This window comes from Rhodoferax sp. LB1P47 (genome assembly GCF_056521445.1).
In genome coordinates this window covers 80,914-103,032 of record NZ_JBWMAU010000004.1, presented here as the reverse complement: position 1 = coordinate 103,032, position 22,119 = coordinate 80,914, and the positions used below count along the sequence as shown (strand labels likewise).

The following is a 22,119-nucleotide window of genomic DNA, read 5'->3' as shown; positions in this document are numbered from 1 at the left end:
AAAACAACGCACACTGGCCGCTACTATTCGCGGCCTTATGTTTGTAACAATTTGATGTCCCCATTGCCAAAAAACCGTGTTTCCCTGGATCCTTCCGCAACGGTAGCGCTGCTAGACCGCGACCACAGCATTCTGGCGTTCAACGAGCGGGTACTGGACTGGGCGGTGCGCGCCGATGTGCCGCTGCTGGAGCGGCTGCGCTATTTGTGCATCGTGTCGGCCAATCTGGACGAGTTCTTCGAGGTGCGCGGTGCTCCGCACCTGATCGCCGCGCAAAGTAACGATTACCAGGGTGTCTACACCGTGGATTCGTTCAAGGCGCTGGCTGCGGCGGCGCATGCGCTAGTGGCCCGCCAGTACGCGCTGTACAACGACCAGTTGCAGTCGGCATTTGCCGAGCAGGGTTTTCAGATCATCTCCCACGGCGAGCGCAATGCGGTGCAGCGGCGCTGGGTCAAAAGCTACTTTGAGCGCGAGGTGCGGCCTCTGCTGGTGCCGGTGGGGCTGGACCCCTCGCACCCGTTTCCCCAGGTGGCCAATAAGTCGCTGAATTTCATCGTCCGCCTCAGTGGGCAAGACGCGTTTGGCCGCGAGAACGACATCACCATCGTCAAAGTGCCCCGGGTGCTGCCGCGCTTTATCCGCCTGCCCGATGCGGTGGCGGGCGAGCGCATGCTGTTCGTGTCGCTCTCCAGTGTGATCCGTGCGCATCTGCAAGAAATGTTTGCGGGCCGCCAGGTGGGGCAGTTCTCGCAGTTCCGCGTAACGCGGCACTCCGATCTGGCGGTAGACGAAGACGAAGTGCGCAACCTGCGCACCGCGCTGCGCCAGGGCCTGGAAGTGCGCCATTTTGGCTTGGCCGTGCGGCTGGAGGTGTCGGCCGATTGCTCGGAGTATTTGTCGCAATTTCTGCTCAAGCAGTTTGACCTGCCCGAGCCGGCCCTGTACCGGGTGCCGGGTCCGGTGAACCTGGCCCGCCTGACGCAGCTGATCGACTTGGTGAACCGCCCGGAACTGCTGTTTCCGGCATTCCATGCCAGCTGGCCCAAACAGTTGGTGCCGGGGCAGTCATTTTTTGAACGCCTGCAACACGGCGATGTGCTGGTACACCAGCCGTTTGAAAGCTTTGATGCGGTGCTGGCGTTTTTGCGCGAGGCTGTGCACGACCCGGCCGTGCTGGCCATCAAGCAAACCATCTACCGCACCGGGCCCGATTCCGAGCTAATGGCCTTGCTGCGCGAAGCCGTGCGCCGGGGCAAAGAGGTGACGGTGGTGGTGGAGCTAAAAGCCCGCTTTGACGAAGAGGCCAACATCAATTGGGCCGAAATGCTGGAATCCATCGGCGCGCAGGTGGTGTACGGTGTGGTGGGCCTGAAAACCCACGCCAAGATGCTGCTGGTAACCCGCCGTGAGGGCAAGCAACTGCGCCGCTACGGCCATTTGTCTACCGGCAACTACAACCCTCGCACCGCCCGGCTCTACACCGACCTGAGCTACCTCACCGCCGATACGGCGCTGACCGGCGACATGGAGCAGGTGTTTTTGCACATCGCCGGGCAAAGCAAGCTGCCGCGCCTGCGCAGCCTGCTATTGGCCCCGTTCCAGCTGCACCGCAAGCTGATCGCAAAAATCAACGCCGTGGGCAAGGCCGCTGCGCAGGGCACGCCGGGGCGCATTGTGGCCAAGATGAATGCCTTGACCGACGAGGCCCTGATCGAAGCCCTGGTGCGCGCCGGGCAGCAGGGTGTGCGCATCGACCTGGTGGTGCGTGGGGCCTGCATGCTGCCCGCCCAAGTGCCGGGCTGGACCGACAACATCCGGGTGCGCTCGGTGATTGGGCGGTTTCTAGAGCATTCGCGCATCTTCTACTTCGGCAGTGGTGAACACGAGGAGCTGTACCTGTCCAGCGCCGACTGGATGAACCGCAATATGATGCGCCGCATCGAGCTGGCCTGGCCGGTCACGGACCCCGTGCTGCGCCAGCGCGTGATTGACGAATGTCTGGTGCCCTACCTGCATGACGGGCGTGATGCCTGGGACCTGGGGGCCAACGGCCGCTATACCCGCACCCATACCGACGGCCACAGCGCGCAGGCCGCCTTGATGAACCGTTACAGCCAGCGCCATCGAAGGTAAGGATCAATATGTTGGAGCCTACGCAAGATACCCTGCTCGCCCTGAACACGCCACCAGGGGGGCTGCGTAAGTCTTCTATGGATTTGATTCTGTGGCGCCATGCCGAAGCCGAAGAGGGCAGCGATGTTTTGGCCGACATGGACCGCCCCCTGACCCCGCGTGGAACCAAGCAAGCCCAGCGCATGGCCCAGTGGCTAGACCGCCATTTGCCCGAAAGCACCCGTGTGCTGGCCAGCCCGGCGCGGCGTACCGACCAAACCGTGCAGGCGCTGGAGCGCAAATTCAAGTTGCGGCCTGAATTGGCCCCCGGCTGCACCCCCGGGCAGTTGCTGGCTGCGGCCCAGTGGCCCGACAGCAAAACGGCTGTGCTGGTGGTGGGGCACCAGCCTGTGCTGGGCCAGGCCATCGCCCAGTTGCTGGGCATGGACCGGATCGAGCTATCGGTGCGCAAAGGGGCTGTGTGGTGGCTGCGCTACCGCGAGCGCGATGGCTGCTGCCAAACGGTGCTGGTGGCCGTGCAGGCCCCGGAGATGCTGTAACGAGAAAAACAAACTTTCAGAAGCCGGGGTGCGCTGCATCCCGGCATGAACGTTAGGCTTTTTTGACCGTCTTTTTAGCGGCGGGCTTAGGGGCTATTTCCGCTGCTGGGCGGCCGGTCTTGATAGCTGGCACGGCCTGCAAAGCGGCCCGCAAAGCGGCATCCGACATTGCCGCCAGCGCCTTGATGCCGGCGCGCAGCAATTCACTCTTTTTGGCCGGTTGGGCCAATGCGATGGAGCGCAGCTTCAGATCGTCCAGCACGGTGTATTCGGTTTTGGGAATGGTGAAGCTGTCGCGCACCAGCTTGGGCTTTTTGACCTTGCTGGGCTTGGCCACGGCGACCGGCTTGGCTTTTGCTACTGGTTTGACCTTGGTTACCGGCTTGGCGACCGGGGGCTTGGCTGGGGCAGCGGCGGGCGGGGTGGCCTTTGCGGCCTTGGCGCGCACGACCGGCTTTTTGGCCGCAACCGGCTTGTCGATTACCACCGCAGGTGCTGCGGCAGCGGGTGTTGTGGGGGCGGGGGGCGCAGTGGCTTTGGGTGCAGTGGTCATCAATAAACTCCATTTAAACGATTTATATAGTTTATATGGTTTTTTATCGCCAATGAAGCTTCTGCTTACATTTTCATCAAGCTGTCATTGCTGTAACTTAGTGTTACGGATTTATTGCTTCTGATGGAGTGGCGCTGTGGATACTTTTGCTGTGGATCTGCCAAGTTTGGCGCGTGACTACTTTCCCGGCAAGGTGCGCCACGGGGTGGGGCCGCTTGCCGATTTGATGCGCAAGAACGCATTGAAGTCGGTGTTTCAACCGATCGTGGATTTGCGCAATGGCGGCATGTATGCGCATGAAGCGCTGATTCGCGGTGTTGAAGGTACGGCCTTGTTTGGCGCCGATGCTTTGTTCAGTGCGGCGCGCAACGAGCGCTTGCTGTTTGAATTTGAACTGTATTGCGCAGGTGTCGCCCTGGAGAGCTGGGGCCGCTTGCAGGAGCCTGGCCGCTTGTTTGTCAACATTAGCGCAGATGCCCTGGTGGACGTGGTGCAGAGCCAGGGCTGCTCCACGTTAGTTGAGTGGGTGCGCAGCTTCGGCGTGTTGCCGCGCATGCTGGTGCTGGAGCTGACCGAGCACGAGCGCGTCAACAATATGGACCAGTTGATCGAAGTGGCGCGGGAGGTACGTGCCGCCGGTTTGTCGTTGGCGCTGGACGACTTTGGCGACGGGCGTTCCAGCCTGCGGCTGTGGTCGCAGGTGAAGCCGGAGATCGTCAAGATCGACAAATACTTCACCAAAGACATCGCCAACCATGCCGACAATTTGCAGACCTTGCAGGCGCTGAAGCAGATTGCCACGATTTTTGGCACCCAGTTGGTGGCCGAAGGCATTGAAACCCAGGATGACCTGCGGGTGCTGCGCGACCTCGATCTGGCCTATGGACAGGGCTATTTGCTGGGGCGGCCCGAGTCAGCGCCCCGGGTCAAGGTTCTTAGCGAGGCGATGGAGGTGTTAAACGATACGCTGGTGTCGATTTTTCCGGCATCCGGGCGGGTGTCGCGCTCGGGGGTGTTGCGCGGCCTGGCGGTGCAGCAGGCACCTTGTGCCGATCTGCACACCACCAACGACCAGCTATCGGCCCTGTTTTTGCAGCACCCAGAGCTGCACGCGATTGCGATTGTGGACAACGGCCGCCCATTGGCACTGGTGAACCGCCACCAGTTCATGACCCATTACGCCACCCAGTATTACCGCGAGGTGCATGGGCGCAAACCCTGTCTGGCCAATGCTAACCACGCACCGCGCCTGGTGGAGCGGGACCACAACGTCGATGAGCTGGTGGGTATCCTGACCTCGCAAGACCAGCGTTATCTGACCGAAGGCTTCATCGTGACCGAAAACGGCCGCTATATCGGGCTAGGCACGGGCGACCAGTTGGTGCGCTCTGTCACCGAGGTGCGGCTGGAGGCGGCCCGCCACGCCAATCCGCTGACTTTTTTGCCAGGCAACATCCCCATCAGCCAGCATATAGAGCGCTTGATGGATGCCGGGGCCGACTTTGTGGCCTGCTACGGCGATCTGAACCACTTCAAGCCCTTTAACGACCATTACGGCTACTGGCGCGGTGACGAAATGATCCGCCTCGTGGCTAAGCTGGCTCTGTCGCACTGCGATGCCAAGCGCGATTTCGTCGGGCATGTAGGGGGCGATGACTTTATTTTTCTGTTCCAAAGCAGCGACTGGGTGCAGCGCTGTGAAGCCATCGTGCAGGAGTTTGCCGAGCGTGCTTTGACCTTGTTTGATGCGCCGGCCCGGCTGGAGGGCGGCATCCACGCCGAAGACCGCCAAGGCGTACCGCGATTTTTTCCGTTCACCACGCTGTCAATTGGTGCGGTGCGTATCCAGCGGGGGCAGTATGGGCATGCGGAGGAGGTTGCCAACGCCGCAGCCCTGGCCAAACACGATGCCAAGGTGCATGGCGCGGGTTTGTTTATCCGGGAAGCAGTGGGCGCAACAGCCGCTTGAGAAGGGCGAATGTACGGCCCTGGGCAGGGCCGTAAACGGCTCTATAAAATGGGGGCATGGCCACCAAAACACCCAAAAAGCCACCGCAGCCCGTAACCCCCACATCCATACCCGATGATGGCGGTTCGGTCGTGCTGGAGCGGCGCACTGAAAAAATCCAACCTCCGCAAATGCACCAGGTGCTGATGCTCAACGACGACTACACCCCGATGGAATTCGTGGTGGTGGTGATCCAGGAGTTCTTCAGCAAAGACCGCGAAACAGCCACCCAGATCATGCTCAAAATCCATCTGGACGGCAAAGCCATCTGCGGCGTGTACTCCAAAGACGTGGCCGCCACCAAGGTGGACCAGGTGCTGGAAGCCGCCAAACAAAACGGCCACCCTTTGCAATGCGTCAGCGAACCCGTGGGTTGATTTGAATGGCTTGAATAAGGCAAAGCACAACCCATGTAGAGTGCGTAGCAAGAGAGTCACAAAGAGTTGTTAGGTGTCGAAATCAGCATGGCAAAAAAGGAATTCACATGATTGCCCAAGAATTGGAAGTTAGTTTGCACATGGCATTTGTGGAAGCGCGCCAGCAACGCCACGAATTTATTACGGTTGAGCACCTGTTGCTGGCTTTGCTGGACAACCCCAGCGCCGCTGAAGTGTTGCGCGCCTGCTCGGCCAATATTGATGATTTGCGCAAGTCGCTGAGCAATTTCATCAAGGACAACACGCCCCAGGTGGCCGGCACCGACGATGTGGACACCCAGCCCACGCTGGGCTTTCAGCGCGTCATCCAGCGCGCCATCATGCACGTGCAGTCCACTGGCAGCGGCAAAAAGGAAGTCACCGGCGCGAACGTGCTGGTCGCGATTTTTGGCGAAAAAGACTCACATGCCGTGTACTACCTGCACCAGCAGGGCGTTACCCGCCTGGACGTGGTCAACTTTATTGCCCACGGCATCAAGAAGAGCGACCCACCCGAACCCGTTAAAGCCGCTGAAAACCAGGCCGAAGGCGAAGAGGGCGGTGGCGAGAAGAACGAGAAAGCCTCGCCGCTAGAGCAATTCACCCAAAACCTGAACCAAATGGCCAAAGAGGGCAAGATCGACCCGTTGATCGGCCGTGAGTACGAGGTCGAGCGCACCATCCAGATTCTGTGCCGCCGCCGAAAAAACAACCCGCTGCTGGTAGGCGAGGCCGGTGTGGGCAAAACGGCGATTGCCGAGGGCCTTGCCTGGCGCATCACGCAAAAAGAAGTGCCTGAAATTTTGGCGGAAGCAATTGTCTATTCGCTGGATATGGGAGCTTTGCTGGCCGGCACCAAGTACCGAGGCGACTTCGAGCAGCGCCTCAAAGGCGTGCTCAAGTCGCTCAAAGACAAACCCAATGCGATTTTGTTCATTGACGAAATCCACACGCTGATTGGCGCGGGTGCAGCGTCGGGCGGCACGCTGGATGCGTCTAACTTGCTCAAGCCAGCCCTCTCCAACGGCCAGCTCAAGTGCATTGGTGCTACCACCTTCACCGAATACCGTGGCATTTTTGAAAAAGACGCCGCCCTGTCGCGCCGCTTCCAAAAGGTCGATGTGGTCGAGCCCACCGTGCAGGAAACCGTGGAAATCCTCAAGGGCTTGAAGTCGCGCTTTGAAGAACACCACGGCGTGAAATATGCCTTGGCAGCGCTGCAAGCCGCCGCCGAGTTGAGCGCCAAGTACATCAACGACCGCCATTTGCCCGACAAGGCGATTGATGTGATCGACGAAGCCGGTGCTGCCCAGCGTATTCTGGCTCCCAGCAAGCGCAAGAAAACCATTACCAAGACCGAGGTGGAAGAGATCGTAGCCAAGATCGCCCGCATCCCGCCCGCCAATGTGTCTAATGATGACCGGGGCAAACTCAAGACGCTGGAACGCGACCTGAAGAGCGTGGTATTCGGCCAAGATAAAGCGCTGGACGTGTTGGCTTCCGCCGTGAAGATGGCGCGTTCGGGTCTGGGCAAGGGCGACAAGCCAATTGGCTCGTTTCTTTTCAGCGGCCCCACGGGTGTCGGCAAGACCGAAGCCGCTAAGCAACTCGCCTACATCATGGGCATCGAGCTGATTCGCTTTGACATGTCCGAGTACATGGAGCGCCATGCGGTGAGCCGTTTGATCGGTGCGCCCCCAGGCTACGTGGGCTTTGACCAAGGCGGTTTGCTGACCGAGGCCGTCACCAAGAAGCCGCATTGCGTCTTGCTGCTGGACGAAATTGAAAAAGCCCACCCGGACATTTTCAATGTACTTCTCCAAGTGATGGACCACGGCACGCTGACCGACAACAACGGGCGCAAGGCCGACTTCCGCAACGTCATCATCATCATGACGACCAACGCGGGAGCCGAAACCATGAACAAGGCCACGATTGGCTTTACCAATCCGCGCCAGTCGGGTGACGAAATGGCGGACATCAAACGCCTGTTCACCCCCGAGTTCCGCAACCGTCTGGACGCAACCGTCAGCTTCAAGGCGCTGGACGAAACCATCATCCTGCGGGTGGTGGACAAGTTCCTGCTGCAACTGGAAACCCAGTTGGCCGAAAAGAAGGTGGACGTCACCTTTACCGACACCTTGCGCAAGTACCTCGGCAAGAAGGGCTTTGACCCGCTGATGGGTGCGCGCCCGATGCAGCGCCTGATCCAGGACACGATCCGCCGCGCCTTGGCCGACGAATTGCTGTTCGGCCGCCTGATCGACGGTGGCCGCCTGACGGTGGACATGAAAATAACTACCGACGAAAAGGGCGTTGAAACCGGCGAAGTCGAACTCGACATCCAGCCGCTGCCCAAGCGCGAAGGCCGTGCCAAGCCCGAGGCCGAGGAAGCCACCGCAGGCTAGTTGCACGCACCCACAAAAAAGGGGCTACACCATGCGGTGCAGCCCCTTTTTTTATAGCACTTCGCGCAATAGGCTAGAGCGGTAGCGTGTCAAAACCTGCATAGGCTTTGCGCAGCCAGGTCTTGACGCGCTGGCGCTCCAGTATGCCCAGGCCATCGGTTTCGCTGCGTTCATGCACGGCGCTCCAGAAGCTGGCACTTTGCCGGTCGATTTTGCGCATGCTGGCATCTTGCAATTGCGGCAACTCGATCACCCGTGCGCCATAGGCCAGGGCTTGCTGCATGGCGGCCGACGACTGCATTAGCGAGAAATCTGAGCCACGGCCGTGGTTCAGCACAATGATGTAGTTGGGCGTGTTGCCCACGCTGGCCATCAGATCGGCCAGCAGGTTGACGGAATCCTTGCCTTCGTCGATGACGTGCCAGAAGTTAATCGACACCCCCATGTCGCCCAGTACCTCGAACAGGTCGGAGTCGTGGATCCAGCGGGCCAGCGGTGCGGCGGTTTGGGCGGCCAAATCCACAATCACGTTTTGCGCGGGATTGGCTTCAAACGCCTCGGCAATCACGTCCAGTCCTTCAAAGCTGTCTACCACCACGGGCGAGGCAAAGTCTGGGTAGAAACGGGTGAAGGAGTTGTGCGAACGGTCGGTGTCAAAGCCGGTAAAGGCCTTGCCGGTATCCAGGAAATACTGCGCCAGTACGCGGGCGGTGACTGATTTGCCCACGCCGCCTTTTTCGCCGCCAATAAAATTGATTGAACTCATGGGTTTTCCTGGGTGTTGCGCATGGAATGGGTCCATACGCGTAAGTTGTCGCGCAGATTCTACGGGGCAGCTTCTATTGATTAGCCGGATTTTAGAAATACGCAAGAACCATGCGCAATGCATAGGCTTCTGGGCAATCCATCGCGTAATTTGGATGTAAAGGCCCGCATATTGCCGTTGAAACAACGCTAAGGGCTCGCTTGCGCCCGGCAATCGGACCTAAAATAAACACCTTAAAAAGCTTATCTAAGTCTTTGATCTTGCGTGAAGTTTTTGGTTTAGATACACTTACTCACATTTGTTTATGCCCGGAGATGACCGCCATGCACTCCTCTGAAAGCCCCGTTTTGAAACGTCTGCTACAAATTGTTGCCACATTGGCTTGCTCTCTGACTTTGATAGCCGCACCCGCGCAGGCGGTGGAGCGCAAAAAAGTGGAAATCAAAAAAACCAGTGCAGTGAAAATTGCCGCAAAGCGCAGCAGCATCAAACCGGTCCGCACCGCCCGCTCGCCCGCTGTGGTGAAAAGCGCGGTCCGCGTAAAAGCCAGCAAATTCCCCAAAGTGGGCGTGTCTGCCAAATCCCGAGTGGCGCTGCGCCCGGTTGCGGCCACCATTCCCGCCCAGCCCTCGTTTGGCGCGTTGGCGGGTTTGCACGGCGCACCTGACGCGCTGGCACTCAAGTCCAGCGTGGCCTTGGTGATCGACCAAGATACCCGTGAAGTGCTGTTCAGCAAAAACGACCAGGCGGTTTTGCCCATTGCATCTATCACCAAGTTGATGACCGGCGTGGTCATCAATGATGCCGCACTGCCAATGGACGAAGAAATCACCATCACCCAGGATGATGTGGACACCGAAAAACGCAGCCGTTCGCGCCTGACCGTGGGCTCCACCCTCAGCCGGGGCGAGTTGCTGCACCTGGCCTTGATGTCTAGCGAAAACCGCGCCGCCCACGCACTGGGCCGCACCTATCCCGGCGGCATGCCTACTTTTGTGGCCATGATGAATGCCAAGGCTAAAGGCCTGGGTATGAAAGACACCCGCTATGTAGAGCCCACCGGTTTGTCTAGTGGAAACCAGTCCAGCGCCCGTGATTTGGCCACTCTGGTGAGTGCCGCCTACAACGATCCCATGCTGCGTGAGCTGACGACATCGCCTGGCTACCAGGTAGAGATCGGCAGCCGCATGATGCAGTTCAACAATACCAACCGCTTGGTGAAAAACCCCGACTGGGATATTGGCCTGCAAAAAACCGGCTTCATTAACGAAGCGGGCCAATGCCTGGTCTTGCAGGCCAAAGTGGCTGGCCGCAAATTGATCATGGTGTTTCTGGATTCCGCAGGCAAGCTCAGCCGCATTGCCGATGCCGAGCGGGTGCGCCACTGGGTGGAAGCCAACCACATGATGACCACCCCCACCACCACTACTACCCGCGCATCGGTCAAGGTGGCAGGTTAAGTACTGGGCAGTTCAGCGGCTGCTGGCCACTTTGTAGCCCAGGGCTGACGAAATCGCGTTGGCGGTGGTCTGCAACTTGGGCAGCCAGCTTTCGTCCAACCGGTCTGCGGGGGCCGATATGGACAGCCCGGCAACCAGTTTGTTTTGGTCGTCATACAAGCCGACGGCCATACACCGCACCCCTAGTTCCAACTCTTCATTGTCCCGGGCGATGCCGTATTGGCGGACCCGTGCCAGTTCCCGCTCCAACTGGCCTAGGTCGGTCAGGCTGTTTTTGGTCTGGCCGCTGAGGCCGGTGCGCGTGGCGTAGGCCCGCACACGCTGTGGATCGTCTATGGCTAAAAACAGTTTGCCCACGGATGTGAGGTGCAAAGGCGCACGGCCTCCAATGGCGCGCACCACCTGCATGCCCGAGCGCTCGCTAAAGGCACGCTCCACATACACAATTTCATCGCCCTGGCGCAGGCTCAGGTTGACCGGTTGCTGGGTCAGGCGGTGCAGTTCACGCATGGGGGTCAGGGCGGCATCGCGCACGCTCAGGCGGCCTTTGACCAGATTGCCCAATTCCAGCAGGCGCATGCCGAGCCGGTAGCTGCCCGGCTCAGGACGGTCTACAAAGCGGCCAGTGGCCAGGTCGTTGAGGATGCGGTGGGTGGTAGACGGGTGCAGGCCCGTTTTTTCGCTGATTTCTTTGAGTGACATGGCTTCTTCGCGCGAGGCCAACACGTCGATCAGCGCGAACATGCGCTCGATGACCTGGACGGTCGGTGTGGCGGGAATACTCGGGTCGGTCACTTTCATGGGCATTTCTCAAAAGATGTGCTGCATCTTACCTTGTGAAATGCCGAATTGCATGATGTGAAATGGGGCGGACTTACCCAGCGTCCTTTGTGTCGCACTCTGGGCGCGCAGAGGGTCTTGCGTAAGTCCTGATGGCCTGGCTTAGCCCTCGGCCCAAACGCCGTTGCTCAGCACCTCGTGGGGCAAAAAGCGGGCCTTGTACAGCATCTTTTGGCTTTGGGCGATCCAGTAGCCCAGGTACACATAGGGCAAACCCAGCTGCTGGGCCTGCTCTATTTGCCACAGTACGTTGTAGGTGCCGTAACTGGCGCGTTCTTCAGGTTCATAAAAGGTGTAGACCGCCGACAGCCCATCGTCCAGCACATCCAGAATGGACACCATTTTGAGTGCGCCCAGCGTGCCGTCTGCCGCTGTTTCGCGGAACTCCACCAGCCGTGAATCGACCCGGCTTTGGAGTAAAAACTGGGTGTATTGGTCGATGCTGTCCTGGTCCATGCCGCCACCCGCGTGGCGGCCATTTTGGTAGCGCAAATACAGCTGGTAGTGCTCTGGCACAAAGCCCAGATGCAGCACGCGGACCTGCAACGCGCCGTGCTGCACTTTGGCCCGGCGTTGGCTACGGTCGGGCAGGAAGCGGTCCACCGGCACACGCAGCGGAAGGCAGGCTTGGCAGCCGTCGCAATATGGGCGGTAAGTGAACAGGCCGCTGCGCCGAAACCCGGTGCGCACCAGCGCGGAATAGGTGTCGCTCTGCACCAGATGGCTAGGGGTGGCCACCTGGGAGCGGGCCTGCCGCTCGGGCAGGTAGCTGCACGGGTAGGGTGCGGTGGCGTAAAACTGCAAGGTTTGCAGGGGCAGGTCGGTCAGTTGTGTCACGGTGGGCAGTGCAGTTGGGGGGACAGCGCATTCCAATACAAGGGGTCGAATTGCCAGACGGGCCCCGGCTGAGCGGCATTGCGTGTCACCTGTGCACAAAACGCCGCCCGGGGCATTTCGCGCGCGCCCAGCGATGCCAAGTGGGCTGTATTTTGTTGGCAATCGACCAGCGGAATGCCGTGGACGCGGCAAAAACACACCAGCGCGGCCAGGGCGATTTTGGAGGCATCGGGCACGCGGGTGAACATCGACTCGCCAAACACCGCCCGCCCTATGGCCACACAGTACAGCCCGCCGACCAGTTGCCCGTTGATCCAGGTCTCTACGCTGTGTGCATGGCCGGCCTGGTGCAGGGCTTCGTAGGCCTGCACCATCTCGGGCACGATCCAGGTGCCCGACTGGCCGGGACGCGGGCTGCCCGAGCAGGCGCGGATGACGGCTGAGAATTGGGTGTCAAAACGCACCTCTGCGCTTATGCTACCTGCGAATGCAGCTATGGTTTTTTTTAATGACCGGTGCAGCCGAAACGCATCGGTATGCAGCACCATGCGCGGGTCGGTGCTCCACCAAAGAATCGGCTGGCCGGTGCTAAACCACGGAAAAATTCCTTGGCTGTAGGCCCGCAGCAGGCTGTCTACATCCAGCGCGCCGCCAGCGGCTAACAAACCCGGTGCGGGGTCCATCGGTCCCCAGGCCTGGCTGACAGGCGGGAAGTCTTCGCCGGGCGTGAGCCAGGGCACTGGTGCGTCAGGGGTGTTCTTGCGTGACATGCCAGCGGGGTTTAAACGATTAAGGGGCCAAGCGCTCACGCTGCCAGCATGAGGTGCTATCTAATGTGTAGCGAAGGCGGTCGTGCAGGCGGCTTTTGCGGCCTTGCCAGAATTGCCAGTTGTCGGGCTGTAGCCGGTAGCCGCCCCAGTGCGGTGGGCGCGGCGGGTTGAGTAAAAATTTAGCGCCGAATTTGGCCGCATTGGCCACCAGTACCCCGCGCCCGGAGATCACCTGCGACTGCGGCGAGGCCCAGGCCCCGATGCGCGAATCCAGCGGGCGGCTGTGGAAGTAGGCATCGGCCTCCTCGTCGCTCACCTTGGTCACCAGGCCCTCGATGCGCACCACGCGCTCCAGCTCCACCCAGTGGAATTGCAGGGCAGCAAACGGGTTGCCTGCCAGCTCGTGCCCCTTGCGGCTCTCAAAATTGGTGTACCAGACGATGCCGCGCGCATCAAAACCCTTGACCAGAACGATGCGGGTGGACGGGCGCAGATCCTGCCCCACGGTGGCCAGGGTCATGGCATTGGGCTCGGGCACTTGGGCGGCGATAGCTTCGTTCAGCCATTGGCCAAATTGCAGCAGGGGGTCGGCGTGCGACGCATCTTCATTGAGCTCGGCGCGTTCGTAACTTTTACGCAAATCGGCAAGCGGGGTGTTGGGTAGACTCATAGACGCGATTGTGCCGCTGAACCATGCCCGTGGGTCCAGACGGCACGTTGACGGATACGGACCGCCTCCGTTAACCTGTTGTTGCAATTTGCCTGACAGCTGGAACACCATGACTACTGTATCCGCCACCCCGGTCCCTGTGCCAGATGCGCCCATAGGCTGGCGTGATTCGCTCACGGTCCACACGCTGCTGCAAATGGCGGTGCGCATCACGGCGGTGGTGCTGGCCGTCACGCTCATTTCGTATTTCCATATCGTCAGCACCCTGAGCGTAGAGACCCAGGACAAACTGCACAAATACATCGCCGAGCGCGGTGCCAAAGAGGGCGCGGTGTTCAAGCTGGCGATGGACAACCTGGATGTGCTGAAGCTGAGCTTTCTGGACGACTACCGCCGCATGGCCCCGGTGTCCGAGGCCGATTTCAACCATCTCTATGAAACCCTGGCCGATGGCTCTACCCGGCTGCGCAAAGAGGTTTTCAATGGATTCCCCCGCCCAGACGGCACGCAAAGCCGCCACATCAGCGGCTTTGTCGGCATGCCCCCGGAGCAGATAGATGCCGACCTGCGCAACCGGCTGGTGCTGTCGTGGCGTTTACTGGACCGGTTTGGCCCGGCCTGGGTGAACCGCTTTGCCAATGTGTATGTGCACTCGCCCGAGAACTTCAACATCGTTTACTGGCCCAGCCTGCCCTGGGGTCTGAATGCCGAAGCCGGGCTCAATATGGCGCTGGAAGAATGGATGGAGATTGCCACGCCTAAAAACAACCCCCAGCGCGCCACCGTATGGACCGGCATGTATTTTGACCCCACCGCCAACGAATGGATGGTATCGGCCGAAGCCCCGGTAGACCTGGACGGCCGCCATCTGGCCACCCTGGGGCAAGACATTTTGCTGAATGCGGTATTCAAACGGGTGTTTGACGACCATTTAACCGGGGCCAAAAACTTCATCATCCGCCCCGATGGCCGGCTGGTGGCCCACCCCGACAAAATCAAAGAGATGGATGCCGCCAAGGGCGTGCTGGAAGTCCAAAAAATGGGCGATCCGGTGCTCTCCAGCATGTACGCGCAGATCACGGCGGCACTGCCCGCCGGTGGTGCCAGCAGCGTGTTGGTGGACGACACGGTGAACGACGCGTTCCTGGCGGTCGGGCGGCTGGACGGGCCCAACTGGTGGTTTGTCACCGTCTACCCCAAGTCGCTGCTGACCTCTACCGCGCGGCAAACCGCCGCCTTCATTCTGGCCTTGAGCGTGGCGGCCTTGCTGCTGGAATTGCTGGCCTTGTACCTGGTGCTGCGCCGCAAAGTGGTGCAACCTTTGCAGGCTTTTGTGGAGGCCTCGCGCAAGGTTGCAGACGGCGACCACCACGCCGTGGCCAGTGGTGCGCTGGCCTTGCCGGTAGAGCGGCGCGATGAAATGGGCGTGCTGGCCCGCACCTTTCGCAGCATGGCCCGGCAGGTGGACGAAAACAGCGAAACCCTGGAGCGCAAGGTCGAAGCCCGCACCCAACAGCTGGCGCTGGCGATGGAAGACGTGCGCAAGGCCAACGAGGCCAAATCCAGCTTCCTGGCCCGCATGAGCCACGAAATCCGCACCCCCATGAACGCCGTGATGGGCATGAGCCGCCTGGCGCTGAAAACCGACCTCAGTACCAAACAACGCGATTACCTGGACAAAATTTTCACCTCGGCCGAATCCCTGCTCAACATCATCAACGACGTGCTCGACTTTTCCAAAATCGAAGCCGGCCGCATGGCGCTGGAGCACCTGCCGTTCCATTTGCTGGATGTCTTCAAAAGCGTCTCCAGCGTGGTTTCGTTGCGGGCCCAGTCCAAGGGCCTGGAGCTGCTGTTCGACGTGGCCCCCGACGTGCCCCGGCACATGGTGGGCGATGCGCTGCGGCTGGGCCAGGTCATCATCAATCTGGCCACCAACGCGGTGAAGTTCACCGAACATGGCGAAGTGGTGCTGCGGGTGCGCTGCACCAGCCGCACCCCGCAGCAGGTGCAGATGTGCTTTACCGTGCTAGACAGCGGCACCGGCGTGGCGGCCGACCGGCTGGAAGCGCTGTTTGAACCCTTTACCCAGGCCGACGACTCCATCACCCGCAAATACGGCGGCACCGGCCTGGGGCTGGCCATCTGCAAAGAGCTGGTGGAGATGATGGGCGGCAGCATGGCGGTGGACAGCGTGGTGGGGCAGGGCAGCGCCTTTAGCTTTACTGTGCCCCTAGCCCTAAATACCCAGGTGGACGGTGATGGCCAAAACTGCCCCGTGGTGGATGGCCTGCACAAGGCCCGCGCCCTGGTGGTGGACGACAACGGCATGGCCCGCAATGTCCTTACCGGCATGCTCAGCCAGATGGGCTTGCGCCCCGACAGCGCCGCCTCGGGCGAAGAAGGCCTGGCCATGATCCGCCAGGCCCAGACCAGCGCAGACCCGTATGCGCTGATGCTGCTGGACTGCAATATGCCGGGCATGGACGGCGTAGAAACCGCCCGCCGCATCGGCTTGGATGCGCACGCCGAGGCCCCCATGGCGATTCTGATGGTCACCTCCTACAGCCACGAAGGCCTGGGGGCCGAAGCCGCCGCCGTGGGCATCGAACAGGTGCTGACCAAGCCGGTGAATGAATCCACCCTGCACGATGCCATCGTCGAATCCCTGCTGGGCAGCGAGGTGATGCGGGCACGACGGCAAGAGCGGGTGCTGCAACTGGTCAAACCCATCGAACTGCTGCGCCAGCGCGGCGCGCGTATCTTGCTGGCCGAAGACAGCCCGCTGAACCGCCAGGTGGCACTGGAGTTTTTGGCCGAGGTCGGCATCATGGCCGACGTGGCGGTGAACGGCCTGGAGGCCGTCGCTATGGCCCGCACCAACGCCTATGACCTGGTGCTGATGGACATCCAGATGCCCGAAATGGACGGCTTCAGCGCCACCCGGCTGCTGCGTGCCGATTCCCGCTTTGCCCAGCTCCCCATCATCGCCATGACCGCCCACGCCATGGGCGGCGACCGCGAGTTAAGCCTGCAATCCGGCATGAACGACCACCTCACCAAGCCCATCGACCCCAAGCAACTCTTCGACACCCTGGCGCGCTGGCTGCCCCGCCGCCGCGCCAGCGACCCCGACAACGGCACCCCGGTGAGCCAGCCCATGCCGCTCGCCCCATCTGCATCCAGCGACCCGCATGCAGCGGTTTTTGTCAAACTGGCCGCCTTTGGCATCGACACCGACTCCGGCCTGGCCCACCACATGCGCCGCAAGCCCTTCTACCTGAGCGTGCTGCGCGGTTTTGCCTCGGAATATGGCGGGGCACCGGCGCTGCTGCAAGAGTGGCTGGCCGCTGGCAAGCGCGAAGACATCTACCGGCTGGCCCACACCCTCAAGGCCAATGCGGAAGGGATTGGCGCGCCAAACCTGGCCGATGCCGCGCGGGCGGTCGAAAAATCCGCCAAAGACCAGCTCCCCGCTGCCACCGAAGTTACCGCCTTGCTGCGGGCATTGGCCAACGTGCTGGACGCCCTGCGAGGGCTGGCGCCAGAGGATGCCGCCGCCGCACCCGACATCGCCTTTGACACCGTGCAGGCGCTGGAACAGCTGTTGCAGTGCTTGCAGCAAGACGATGCCTTGTCCATCGACCTGGTGCGCCGCTTGCAGCAAGGCAGCCGAGCCACGCCCCACGCCGCCGCCGTGGCCGAGCTGGTGCGGCTGGTGGAAGATGTGGAGTACGAGCCAGCCATCGCCCGCACCCAGGCCCTGCTGCAACGCGTACTGGCAGAAAACACGACACCATGAACACCGAGCGGGTCAAAATTTTGGTGGTGGACGACGAACCCAGCAACCGGGGCCTGCTGGCCGAGGTGCTGAAAGACGACTACAAGGTCATTCTGGCCAAAAACGGCGAAATGGCCTTGGCCCTGGCCGCCCGCCACCGCCCGGACATCGTGCTGCTGGACGTGGTGATGCCCGACATCGACGGCTACCAGGTACTGCGCATCCTGAAAAGCCAGGACGATACGCGCCACATTCCGGTCATCTTCATCTCGGCCCTGGACAGCGTGGCCGACGAAGAAAAAGGCCTGCTGCTGGGCGCGGTGGACTACATCACCAAGCCGTTTCACGCGCCCATCGTGCGGGCCCGGGTGCGCAACCACGTGGAAGCCGTGTCGCACCGCCGCCTGCTGGAGCGCCTGGCGCTGGTGGACGCACTGACCGAAATCCCTAACCGCCGCCGCCTGGAGCAAGCCCTGCAACTGCGCTGGCCGCCGGGGCAGCACGTGTCGGTGGTCTTGCTCGACGTGGACCACTTCAAGCTCTACAACGACCACTACGGCCACAGCGGCGGTGACCGGGTGTTGCGCCAGGTGGCCGGTGCGGTGCAGCAAACCCTGAAGCGCGAAGACGATTTGGTGGCCCGTTACGGGGGCGAAGAGTTCGTGCTGTTTCTGCCCAACACCGATGCCGAAGGCGGCCGGGCCTGCGCCGAACTGGCCCGCCAGGCGGTGGAGGATCTGGCCATTCCGCACGAGAAATCGCTGGCCGGCCCGTATTTATCCATCAGCCTGGGCGGCACCTCGGTGCTGCTGCCGCCCGGTGGCGCGGTGCCTGCGGGCGTGCTGGAGCACAGCGACCAGCAGCTGTACCTGGCCAAGCAACTCGGTAGAAACCGGGTTTGCTGGACCAGCTGATGCTTATTTTTAGGCCATTTTTCAGGCACTAAAAATACTGCTGGCGCTTATTTAATATGCGCTACAAGCTATGCTTTTTGATATAAAAAAGCATAGCACCACACCTCTTTAGAAGAACCCGAGCTTGTTGGGGCTGTAGCTGACCAGCAGGTTCTTGGTCTGCTGGTACTGGTCCAGCATCATCTTGTGGGTTTCGCGGCCGATGCCCGACTCTTTGTAGCCGCCGAAGGTGGCATGCGCGGGGTAGGCGTGGTAGCAGTTGGTCCACACGCGCCCGGCCTTGATGCCCCGGCCCATGCGGTAGGCCACGCTGCCGTCGCGGCTCCACACACCGGCACCCAGGCCGTAGGGCGTGTCGTTGGCCAGGGCCAGGGCCTCGGCTTCGTCCTTGAAGGTGGTCACGGCCAGCACTGGGCCAAATATTTCCTCCTGGAAGATGCGCATCTTGTTGTGCCCCTTGAACAGCGTGGGCTGCACGTAGTAGCCACCGGCCAGGTCAGCCGGCATATCGGCACGCTGGCCGCCCGCCAACAGCTCGGCACCTTCGTTGAGGCCGATGTCCATGTAGGACATGATTTTGTCCAGCTGGATCTGCGACGACTGCGCGCCCATCATGGTGTCGGTGTCCAGCGGGTTGCCTTGCTTGATCAGCTTGACGCGGGCCAGCACGCGGGCCATGAACTTGTCGTAGATGGATTCGTGGATCAGCGCCCGCGACGGGCAGGTGCAGACCTCGCCCTGGTTGAAGGCAAACAGCACCAGGCCTTCGATGGCCTTGTCAAAAAACGCATCGTCGGCATCGGCAATGTCGGCAAAAAAGATGTTGGGCGACTTCCCGCCCAGCTCCAGCGTGGCCGGAATCAGGTTGGTGGCCGCCGCCTGGGCAATGCTGCGGCCGGTGGCGGTGGAGCCGGTGAAGGCAATCTTGGCGATGCGTTTGCTGGTGGCCAGGGCCTTGCCCGCGTCGCGGCCATAGCCGTTAACGATGTTCAGCACGCCTGGCGGCAGCAGGTCGGCAATCAGCTCCATCATCACCAAAATGCTGATCGGGGTGGATTCGGCGGGCTTCAGCACCACGCAGTTGCCTGCGGCAATCGCCGGGGCCAGCTTCCAGGCGGCCATCAACAGCGGGAAGTTCCAGGGAATGATCAGCCCCACCACGCCCAGCGGCTCGTGGAAGTGGTAGGCCACGGTGTTCTCGTCCAGCTGGCTCAAGGCACCTTCTTGTGAGCGCAGGCAACCGGCAAAGTAGCGGAAGTGGTCCACCGCCAGCGGAACGTCGGCGTTCAGGGTTTCGCGGATCGGCTTGCCGTTGTCTACGGTGTCGGCGTAGGCCAGGATTTCCAGGTTCTTTTCCAGCCGGTCGGCAATGCGCAGCAGCACATTCGAGCGGTCGGCTGCCGCCGTTGCGCCCCAGCTGTCGGCAGCGGCGTGCGCGGCATCCAGCGCCAGCTCAATGTCTTCGGCCCCTGAACTGGCAGCCTGGGTATAGACCAGGCCGCTGATGGGCGTGATCACATCAAAATATTCGCCTTTGACCGGGGCCACCCATTGGCCACCGATGAAGTTGTCGTAGCGGCTTTTGAATTGCAAGGGGGCGTTGGCACTGCCGGGGTTAGGGTAAAGCATAAAAGTCTCCTGATTGGTATGGTTGCACCGCATATCGGCACGGTCGGCTCTTTGCATAGCGCATGCCAATCGGGGCTTGCGGCGCAACAGCCCGGTTTCTGGCTGAAACCCACCCCGCACCGGGCCTGCGCGGCGGACTGTGTCAGCCCGTTGTGGCACAGGTGTTCCAAAATGGAGCACATGCCGTGTTGCATTGGCTGAACCGCTAGGCACAAGCACCGCCACCCACTAAAGTGCAGCGCTACAGACTGCCCCGGCACGTACCGGTGGTGGCAAGGAGACACATGACCATGCATCCCGCTATCCCCCTCGTTCGGTCCACCCCCGTGGCGCTGCGCCAGGCCCGCCGCCAGTTGCTCAACCAGGGCGATCTGCCCACCGGCCTGCTCGACGAGCGCCTGGCCCGCTCCTGGAGCCGCAGCCTGGACTTCGGCCTGCAAGCCAGTGGCCGCACCCCCGGCGCACCGCACGCGTCCACCGCCCAGCTGGCCCGCGCCCTGGAGCACCAGCGCGAACTGGTGGCCCACGCCCGCCCGGTGATGGAGTTTGTGTTCGAGCAAACCCAGGGCAGCGACAGCATGGTGATCCTGGCCGACAGTGGCGGCATGCTGCTGCACACCCTGGGCGACGCCGTGTTTTTAGACCGCGCCAGCCGCGTCGCTCTGCGCCCCGGTGCCACCTGGCACGAGCAGTACCGGGGCACCAACGCCATCGGCACCGCTATGGCCGAGCAGGTACCGGTGGCCGTACACGCCAGCGAACATTATTTGGAGCGCAACGGCTTCCTGACCTGCGCCGCCGCCCCCATCCACGACCCCGCAGGCCGCCTGCTGGGCGCGCTGGACATCTCCGGCGACCACCGGGGTTACCACCCACATACCCTGGGCCTGGCCCGGTCGGCGGCACGAATGATCGAGCACAAACTGTTTGAAACCCGCCACGCCAGCCACATCCGGCTGCGCTTTCACAGCCAGATTGAGGGCATCGGCAGCGTCACCGAATGCCAGCTGGCGGTGTCGGCCGAGGGCTGGCTGCTGGGGGCCAACACCGCCGCGCTGCAATGGCTGTGCCTGGGGCGCGACAGCATTGGCCGGGTGCCGCTGGAAGCCGTCTGGCCGCTGGCCCATGCGCTGCTGCTCCAGCCCGGCCCGGCCACCGTGCGCCAGGTGGTGGGCCCCAGCGGTGGCCAGGTCTGGCTGCGGGTAGACGGGGGCCGCAGCCGCGCCTTGCCGTTGCCCCGCACGGCCACATCCACCGCAGCATCCACCGAACCCGCCGGCAGCGATGCCCTGTCGGCCCTGGACAGCGGCGATGCCACGTTTCGCGCTGCCCTGGACAAGGCCCGCCGGGTGGTCGGCAAACCCATTGCGCTGCTGCTGCAAGGTGAATCGGGTGTCGGCAAAGAGGTGTTCGCCCGCGCCGTACACGCAGCCGGGCCGCGCAAAGACGGGCCGTTTGTGGCCGTCAACTGCGCCGCCTTGCCCGAATCGCTGATCGAAGCCGAGCTGTTTGGCTACAGCCCCGGGGCCTTCACCGGGGCCCGCCGCGAAGGCTCGCCCGGCCGCCTGCGCGAGGCCCACGGCGGCACACTGCTGCTGGATGAAGTGGGCGACATGCCGCTGGCCTTCCAGGCGCGCCTGCTGCGCGTGCTGCAAGAGCGCCAGGTGCAGCCCTTGGGCGGCGGCAAAACCGTGCCGCTGGACTTCTTTTTGGTCTGCGCCACCCACCGCCAGCTGCGCGATGAAATGCAGGCCGGGCGCTTCCGCGAAGACCTGTACTACCGCATCAACGGCCTCACCCTGCACCTGCCCCCCCTGCGCAGCCGCAGCGACCAGCCCGCGCTGGTCGAGCGCCTGCTGGCCACCTTGGCCCCGGGCCAAAGCCTGCAACTGGCCCCCAGCGTGGTGGCGGCCTTTTTGCAATTTAACTGGCCCGGCAATGTGCGCCAGCTGGCCAACGCCCTGCGCACCGCCTGCGCCTTGTTGGACGAGGGCGAGAGCCTGATCGACTGGCAACACCTGCCCGACGACCTGGCCCAAGACCTGCGCGGCAAAAATGCGCCCCCCGACAGCGCCCCCGATGCCCCGCTGCGCGCCCAGTCGTTGCGCACGATGGAGCGGGTTTTGCAAGAGTGCGACGGTAACGTCTCCCAAGCCGCCCGCCAGCTGGGCGTGAGCCGCAACACCCTGTACCGGAAACTTGGGGCCCCGTAATTTTAAGTGTCAAATTTCCCTCTAGCGCATATATTGCATGCACTAATAGCTATATTTTTGATAGTACCTGCCGAGCTGTTTTTACGCCTATTCTGGGGGCTTTCGTACCCTACTGGTAACTCCTAGGCAGTCCGCTCCCATTGTTCGGGGGTACTATGCGGGCTGTAATTTTGTTACCA

At 61.7% G+C, this 22,119-nt stretch carries 16 protein-coding genes; 9 read left to right on the top strand and 7 right to left on the bottom strand.

What is annotated here, in order from left to right; translation table 11 throughout:
- Positions 1-54 precede the first annotated feature (54 nt).
- Positions 55-2,136: a polyphosphate kinase 1 gene (ppk1, locus tag AC0969_RS07105; protein ID WP_479623447.1), complete on the top strand. Its 2,082-nt coding sequence runs from the start codon at positions 55-57 to the stop codon at positions 2,134-2,136.
- Positions 2,137-2,213: 77 nt separating this feature from the next.
- A complete protein-coding gene (sixA, locus tag AC0969_RS07100) occupies positions 2,214-2,675 on the top strand; it encodes a phosphohistidine phosphatase SixA (protein WP_479623606.1) in 462 nt (153 codons plus the stop codon).
- Positions 2,676-2,727: 52 nt separating this feature from the next.
- Here the strand turns inward: sixA and AC0969_RS07095 are convergent, their stop codons facing one another.
- The gene (locus AC0969_RS07095; RefSeq protein WP_479623446.1) at positions 2,728-3,228 is read right to left on the bottom strand and encodes a hypothetical protein; all 501 of its coding nucleotides are present in this window, start codon (positions 3,226-3,228) and stop codon (positions 2,728-2,730) included.
- Between the two features lie 226 nt (positions 3,229-3,454).
- Here AC0969_RS07095 and AC0969_RS07090 point away from each other — a divergent pair, with 226 nt between their 5' ends.
- The 3 genes from AC0969_RS07090 to clpA all read left to right on the top strand — a co-directional run bounded on the left by AC0969_RS07090 (position 3,455) and on the right by clpA (position 8,060).
- Positions 3,455-5,197: a GGDEF domain-containing protein gene (locus tag AC0969_RS07090; protein ID WP_479623605.1), complete on the top strand. Its 1,743-nt coding sequence runs from the start codon at positions 3,455-3,457 to the stop codon at positions 5,195-5,197.
- A 56-nt stretch (positions 5,198-5,253) separates the two neighbouring features.
- Positions 5,254-5,613 carry an ATP-dependent Clp protease adapter ClpS gene (gene clpS, locus AC0969_RS07085; RefSeq protein WP_479623445.1) on the top strand — a complete coding sequence of 120 codons (360 nt, stop codon included), beginning with the start codon at positions 5,254-5,256 and terminating at the stop codon, positions 5,611-5,613.
- A 107-nt stretch (positions 5,614-5,720) separates the two neighbouring features.
- Positions 5,721-8,060: an ATP-dependent Clp protease ATP-binding subunit ClpA gene (clpA, locus tag AC0969_RS07080; protein WP_479623444.1), complete on the top strand. Its 2,340-nt coding sequence runs from the start codon at positions 5,721-5,723 to the stop codon at positions 8,058-8,060.
- 73 nt (positions 8,061-8,133) lie between these two features.
- Here clpA and AC0969_RS07075 read toward each other — a convergent pair whose 3' ends face one another.
- Positions 8,134-8,826: a nucleotide-binding protein gene (locus AC0969_RS07075; protein WP_479623443.1), complete on the bottom strand. Its 693-nt coding sequence runs from the start codon at positions 8,824-8,826 to the stop codon at positions 8,134-8,136.
- A 323-nt stretch (positions 8,827-9,149) separates the two neighbouring features.
- On the opposite strand from AC0969_RS07075, the gene pbpG reads away from it, so the two are divergent.
- Positions 9,150-10,286, top strand: coding sequence for a D-alanyl-D-alanine endopeptidase (pbpG, locus tag AC0969_RS07070; protein WP_479623442.1), 1,137 nt, complete (start codon positions 9,150-9,152; stop codon positions 10,284-10,286).
- Between the two features lie 12 nt (positions 10,287-10,298).
- On the opposite strand, the gene AC0969_RS07065 is transcribed toward pbpG, so the two are convergent.
- The 4 genes from AC0969_RS07065 to pdxH all read right to left on the bottom strand — a co-directional run bounded on the left by AC0969_RS07065 (position 10,299) and on the right by pdxH (position 13,403).
- Positions 10,299-11,087, bottom strand: a complete 789-nt coding sequence (locus AC0969_RS07065) for an IclR family transcriptional regulator (RefSeq protein WP_479623441.1) — start codon at positions 11,085-11,087, stop codon at positions 10,299-10,301.
- Between the two features lie 141 nt (positions 11,088-11,228).
- Entirely contained in the window at positions 11,229-11,963 is a 735-nt protein-coding gene (locus AC0969_RS07060) for an arginyltransferase (RefSeq protein ID WP_479623440.1), read from the bottom strand.
- Positions 11,960-12,733, bottom strand: coding sequence for a leucyl/phenylalanyl-tRNA--protein transferase (gene aat, locus AC0969_RS07055; RefSeq protein WP_479623439.1), 774 nt, complete (start codon positions 12,731-12,733; stop codon positions 11,960-11,962). The genes AC0969_RS07060 and aat overlap by 4 nt, the downstream gene beginning before the upstream one ends.
- Before the next feature lie 19 nt (positions 12,734-12,752).
- Positions 12,753-13,403: a pyridoxamine 5'-phosphate oxidase gene (gene pdxH, locus AC0969_RS07050; protein ID WP_479623438.1), complete on the bottom strand. Its 651-nt coding sequence runs from the start codon at positions 13,401-13,403 to the stop codon at positions 12,753-12,755.
- Between the two features lie 109 nt (positions 13,404-13,512).
- Between pdxH and AC0969_RS07045 the strand changes: the two genes are divergently transcribed.
- Positions 13,513-17,205: a response regulator gene (locus AC0969_RS07045; protein ID WP_479623437.1), complete on the top strand. Its 3,693-nt coding sequence runs from the start codon at positions 13,513-13,515 to the stop codon at positions 17,203-17,205.
- Positions 17,202-18,098 (top strand): diguanylate cyclase domain-containing protein, encoded by an 897-nt coding sequence (locus AC0969_RS07040; RefSeq protein WP_479623436.1) that lies wholly within the window; start codon positions 17,202-17,204, stop codon positions 18,096-18,098. The genes AC0969_RS07045 and AC0969_RS07040 overlap by 4 nt, the downstream gene beginning before the upstream one ends.
- Before the next feature lie 108 nt (positions 18,099-18,206).
- Here the strand turns inward: AC0969_RS07040 and exaC are convergent, their stop codons facing one another.
- Positions 18,207-19,727 carry an acetaldehyde dehydrogenase ExaC gene (gene exaC, locus AC0969_RS07035; RefSeq protein WP_479623435.1) on the bottom strand — a complete coding sequence of 507 codons (1,521 nt, stop codon included), beginning with the start codon at positions 19,725-19,727 and terminating at the stop codon, positions 18,207-18,209.
- A gap of 290 nt (positions 19,728-20,017) precedes the next feature.
- Here exaC and AC0969_RS07030 point away from each other — a divergent pair, with 290 nt between their 5' ends.
- Complete coding sequence (locus AC0969_RS07030; protein ID WP_479623434.1) at positions 20,018-21,940, top strand: sigma-54-dependent Fis family transcriptional regulator; 1,923 nt, start codon at positions 20,018-20,020, stop codon at positions 21,938-21,940.
- Positions 21,941-22,119: the final 179 nt, after the last annotated feature.

What these genes read in the sequence shown, in the direction of transcription:
- ppk1 (WP_479623447.1), top strand. Translation starts at nt 55, where the DNA reads ATGTCCCCATTGCCAAAAAACCGTGTTTCCCTGGATCCTTCCGCAACG.
- sixA (WP_479623606.1), top strand. Translation starts at nt 2,214, where the DNA reads ATGGATTTGATTCTGTGGCGCCATGCCGAAGCCGAAGAGGGCAGCGAT.
- AC0969_RS07095 (WP_479623446.1), bottom strand. Translation starts at nt 3,228, where the DNA reads ATGACCACTGCACCCAAAGCCACTGCGCCCCCCGCCCCCACAACACCC.
- AC0969_RS07090 (WP_479623605.1), top strand. Translation starts at nt 3,455, where the DNA reads ATGCGCAAGAACGCATTGAAGTCGGTGTTTCAACCGATCGTGGATTTG.
- clpS (WP_479623445.1), top strand. Translation starts at nt 5,254, where the DNA reads ATGGCCACCAAAACACCCAAAAAGCCACCGCAGCCCGTAACCCCCACA.
- clpA (WP_479623444.1), top strand. Translation starts at nt 5,721, where the DNA reads ATGATTGCCCAAGAATTGGAAGTTAGTTTGCACATGGCATTTGTGGAA.
- AC0969_RS07075 (WP_479623443.1), bottom strand. Translation starts at nt 8,826, where the DNA reads ATGAGTTCAATCAATTTTATTGGCGGCGAAAAAGGCGGCGTGGGCAAA.
- pbpG (WP_479623442.1), top strand. Translation starts at nt 9,150, where the DNA reads ATGCACTCCTCTGAAAGCCCCGTTTTGAAACGTCTGCTACAAATTGTT.
- AC0969_RS07065 (WP_479623441.1), bottom strand. Translation starts at nt 11,087, where the DNA reads ATGAAAGTGACCGACCCGAGTATTCCCGCCACACCGACCGTCCAGGTC.
- aat (WP_479623439.1), bottom strand. Translation starts at nt 12,733, where the DNA reads ATGTCACGCAAGAACACCCCTGACGCACCAGTGCCCTGGCTCACGCCC.
- pdxH (WP_479623438.1), bottom strand. Translation starts at nt 13,403, where the DNA reads ATGAGTCTACCCAACACCCCGCTTGCCGATTTGCGTAAAAGTTACGAA.
- AC0969_RS07045 (WP_479623437.1), top strand. Translation starts at nt 13,513, where the DNA reads ATGACTACTGTATCCGCCACCCCGGTCCCTGTGCCAGATGCGCCCATA.
- AC0969_RS07040 (WP_479623436.1), top strand. Translation starts at nt 17,202, where the DNA reads ATGAACACCGAGCGGGTCAAAATTTTGGTGGTGGACGACGAACCCAGC.
- exaC (WP_479623435.1), bottom strand. Translation starts at nt 19,727, where the DNA reads ATGCTTTACCCTAACCCCGGCAGTGCCAACGCCCCCTTGCAATTCAAA.
- AC0969_RS07030 (WP_479623434.1), top strand. Translation starts at nt 20,018, where the DNA reads ATGCATCCCGCTATCCCCCTCGTTCGGTCCACCCCCGTGGCGCTGCGC.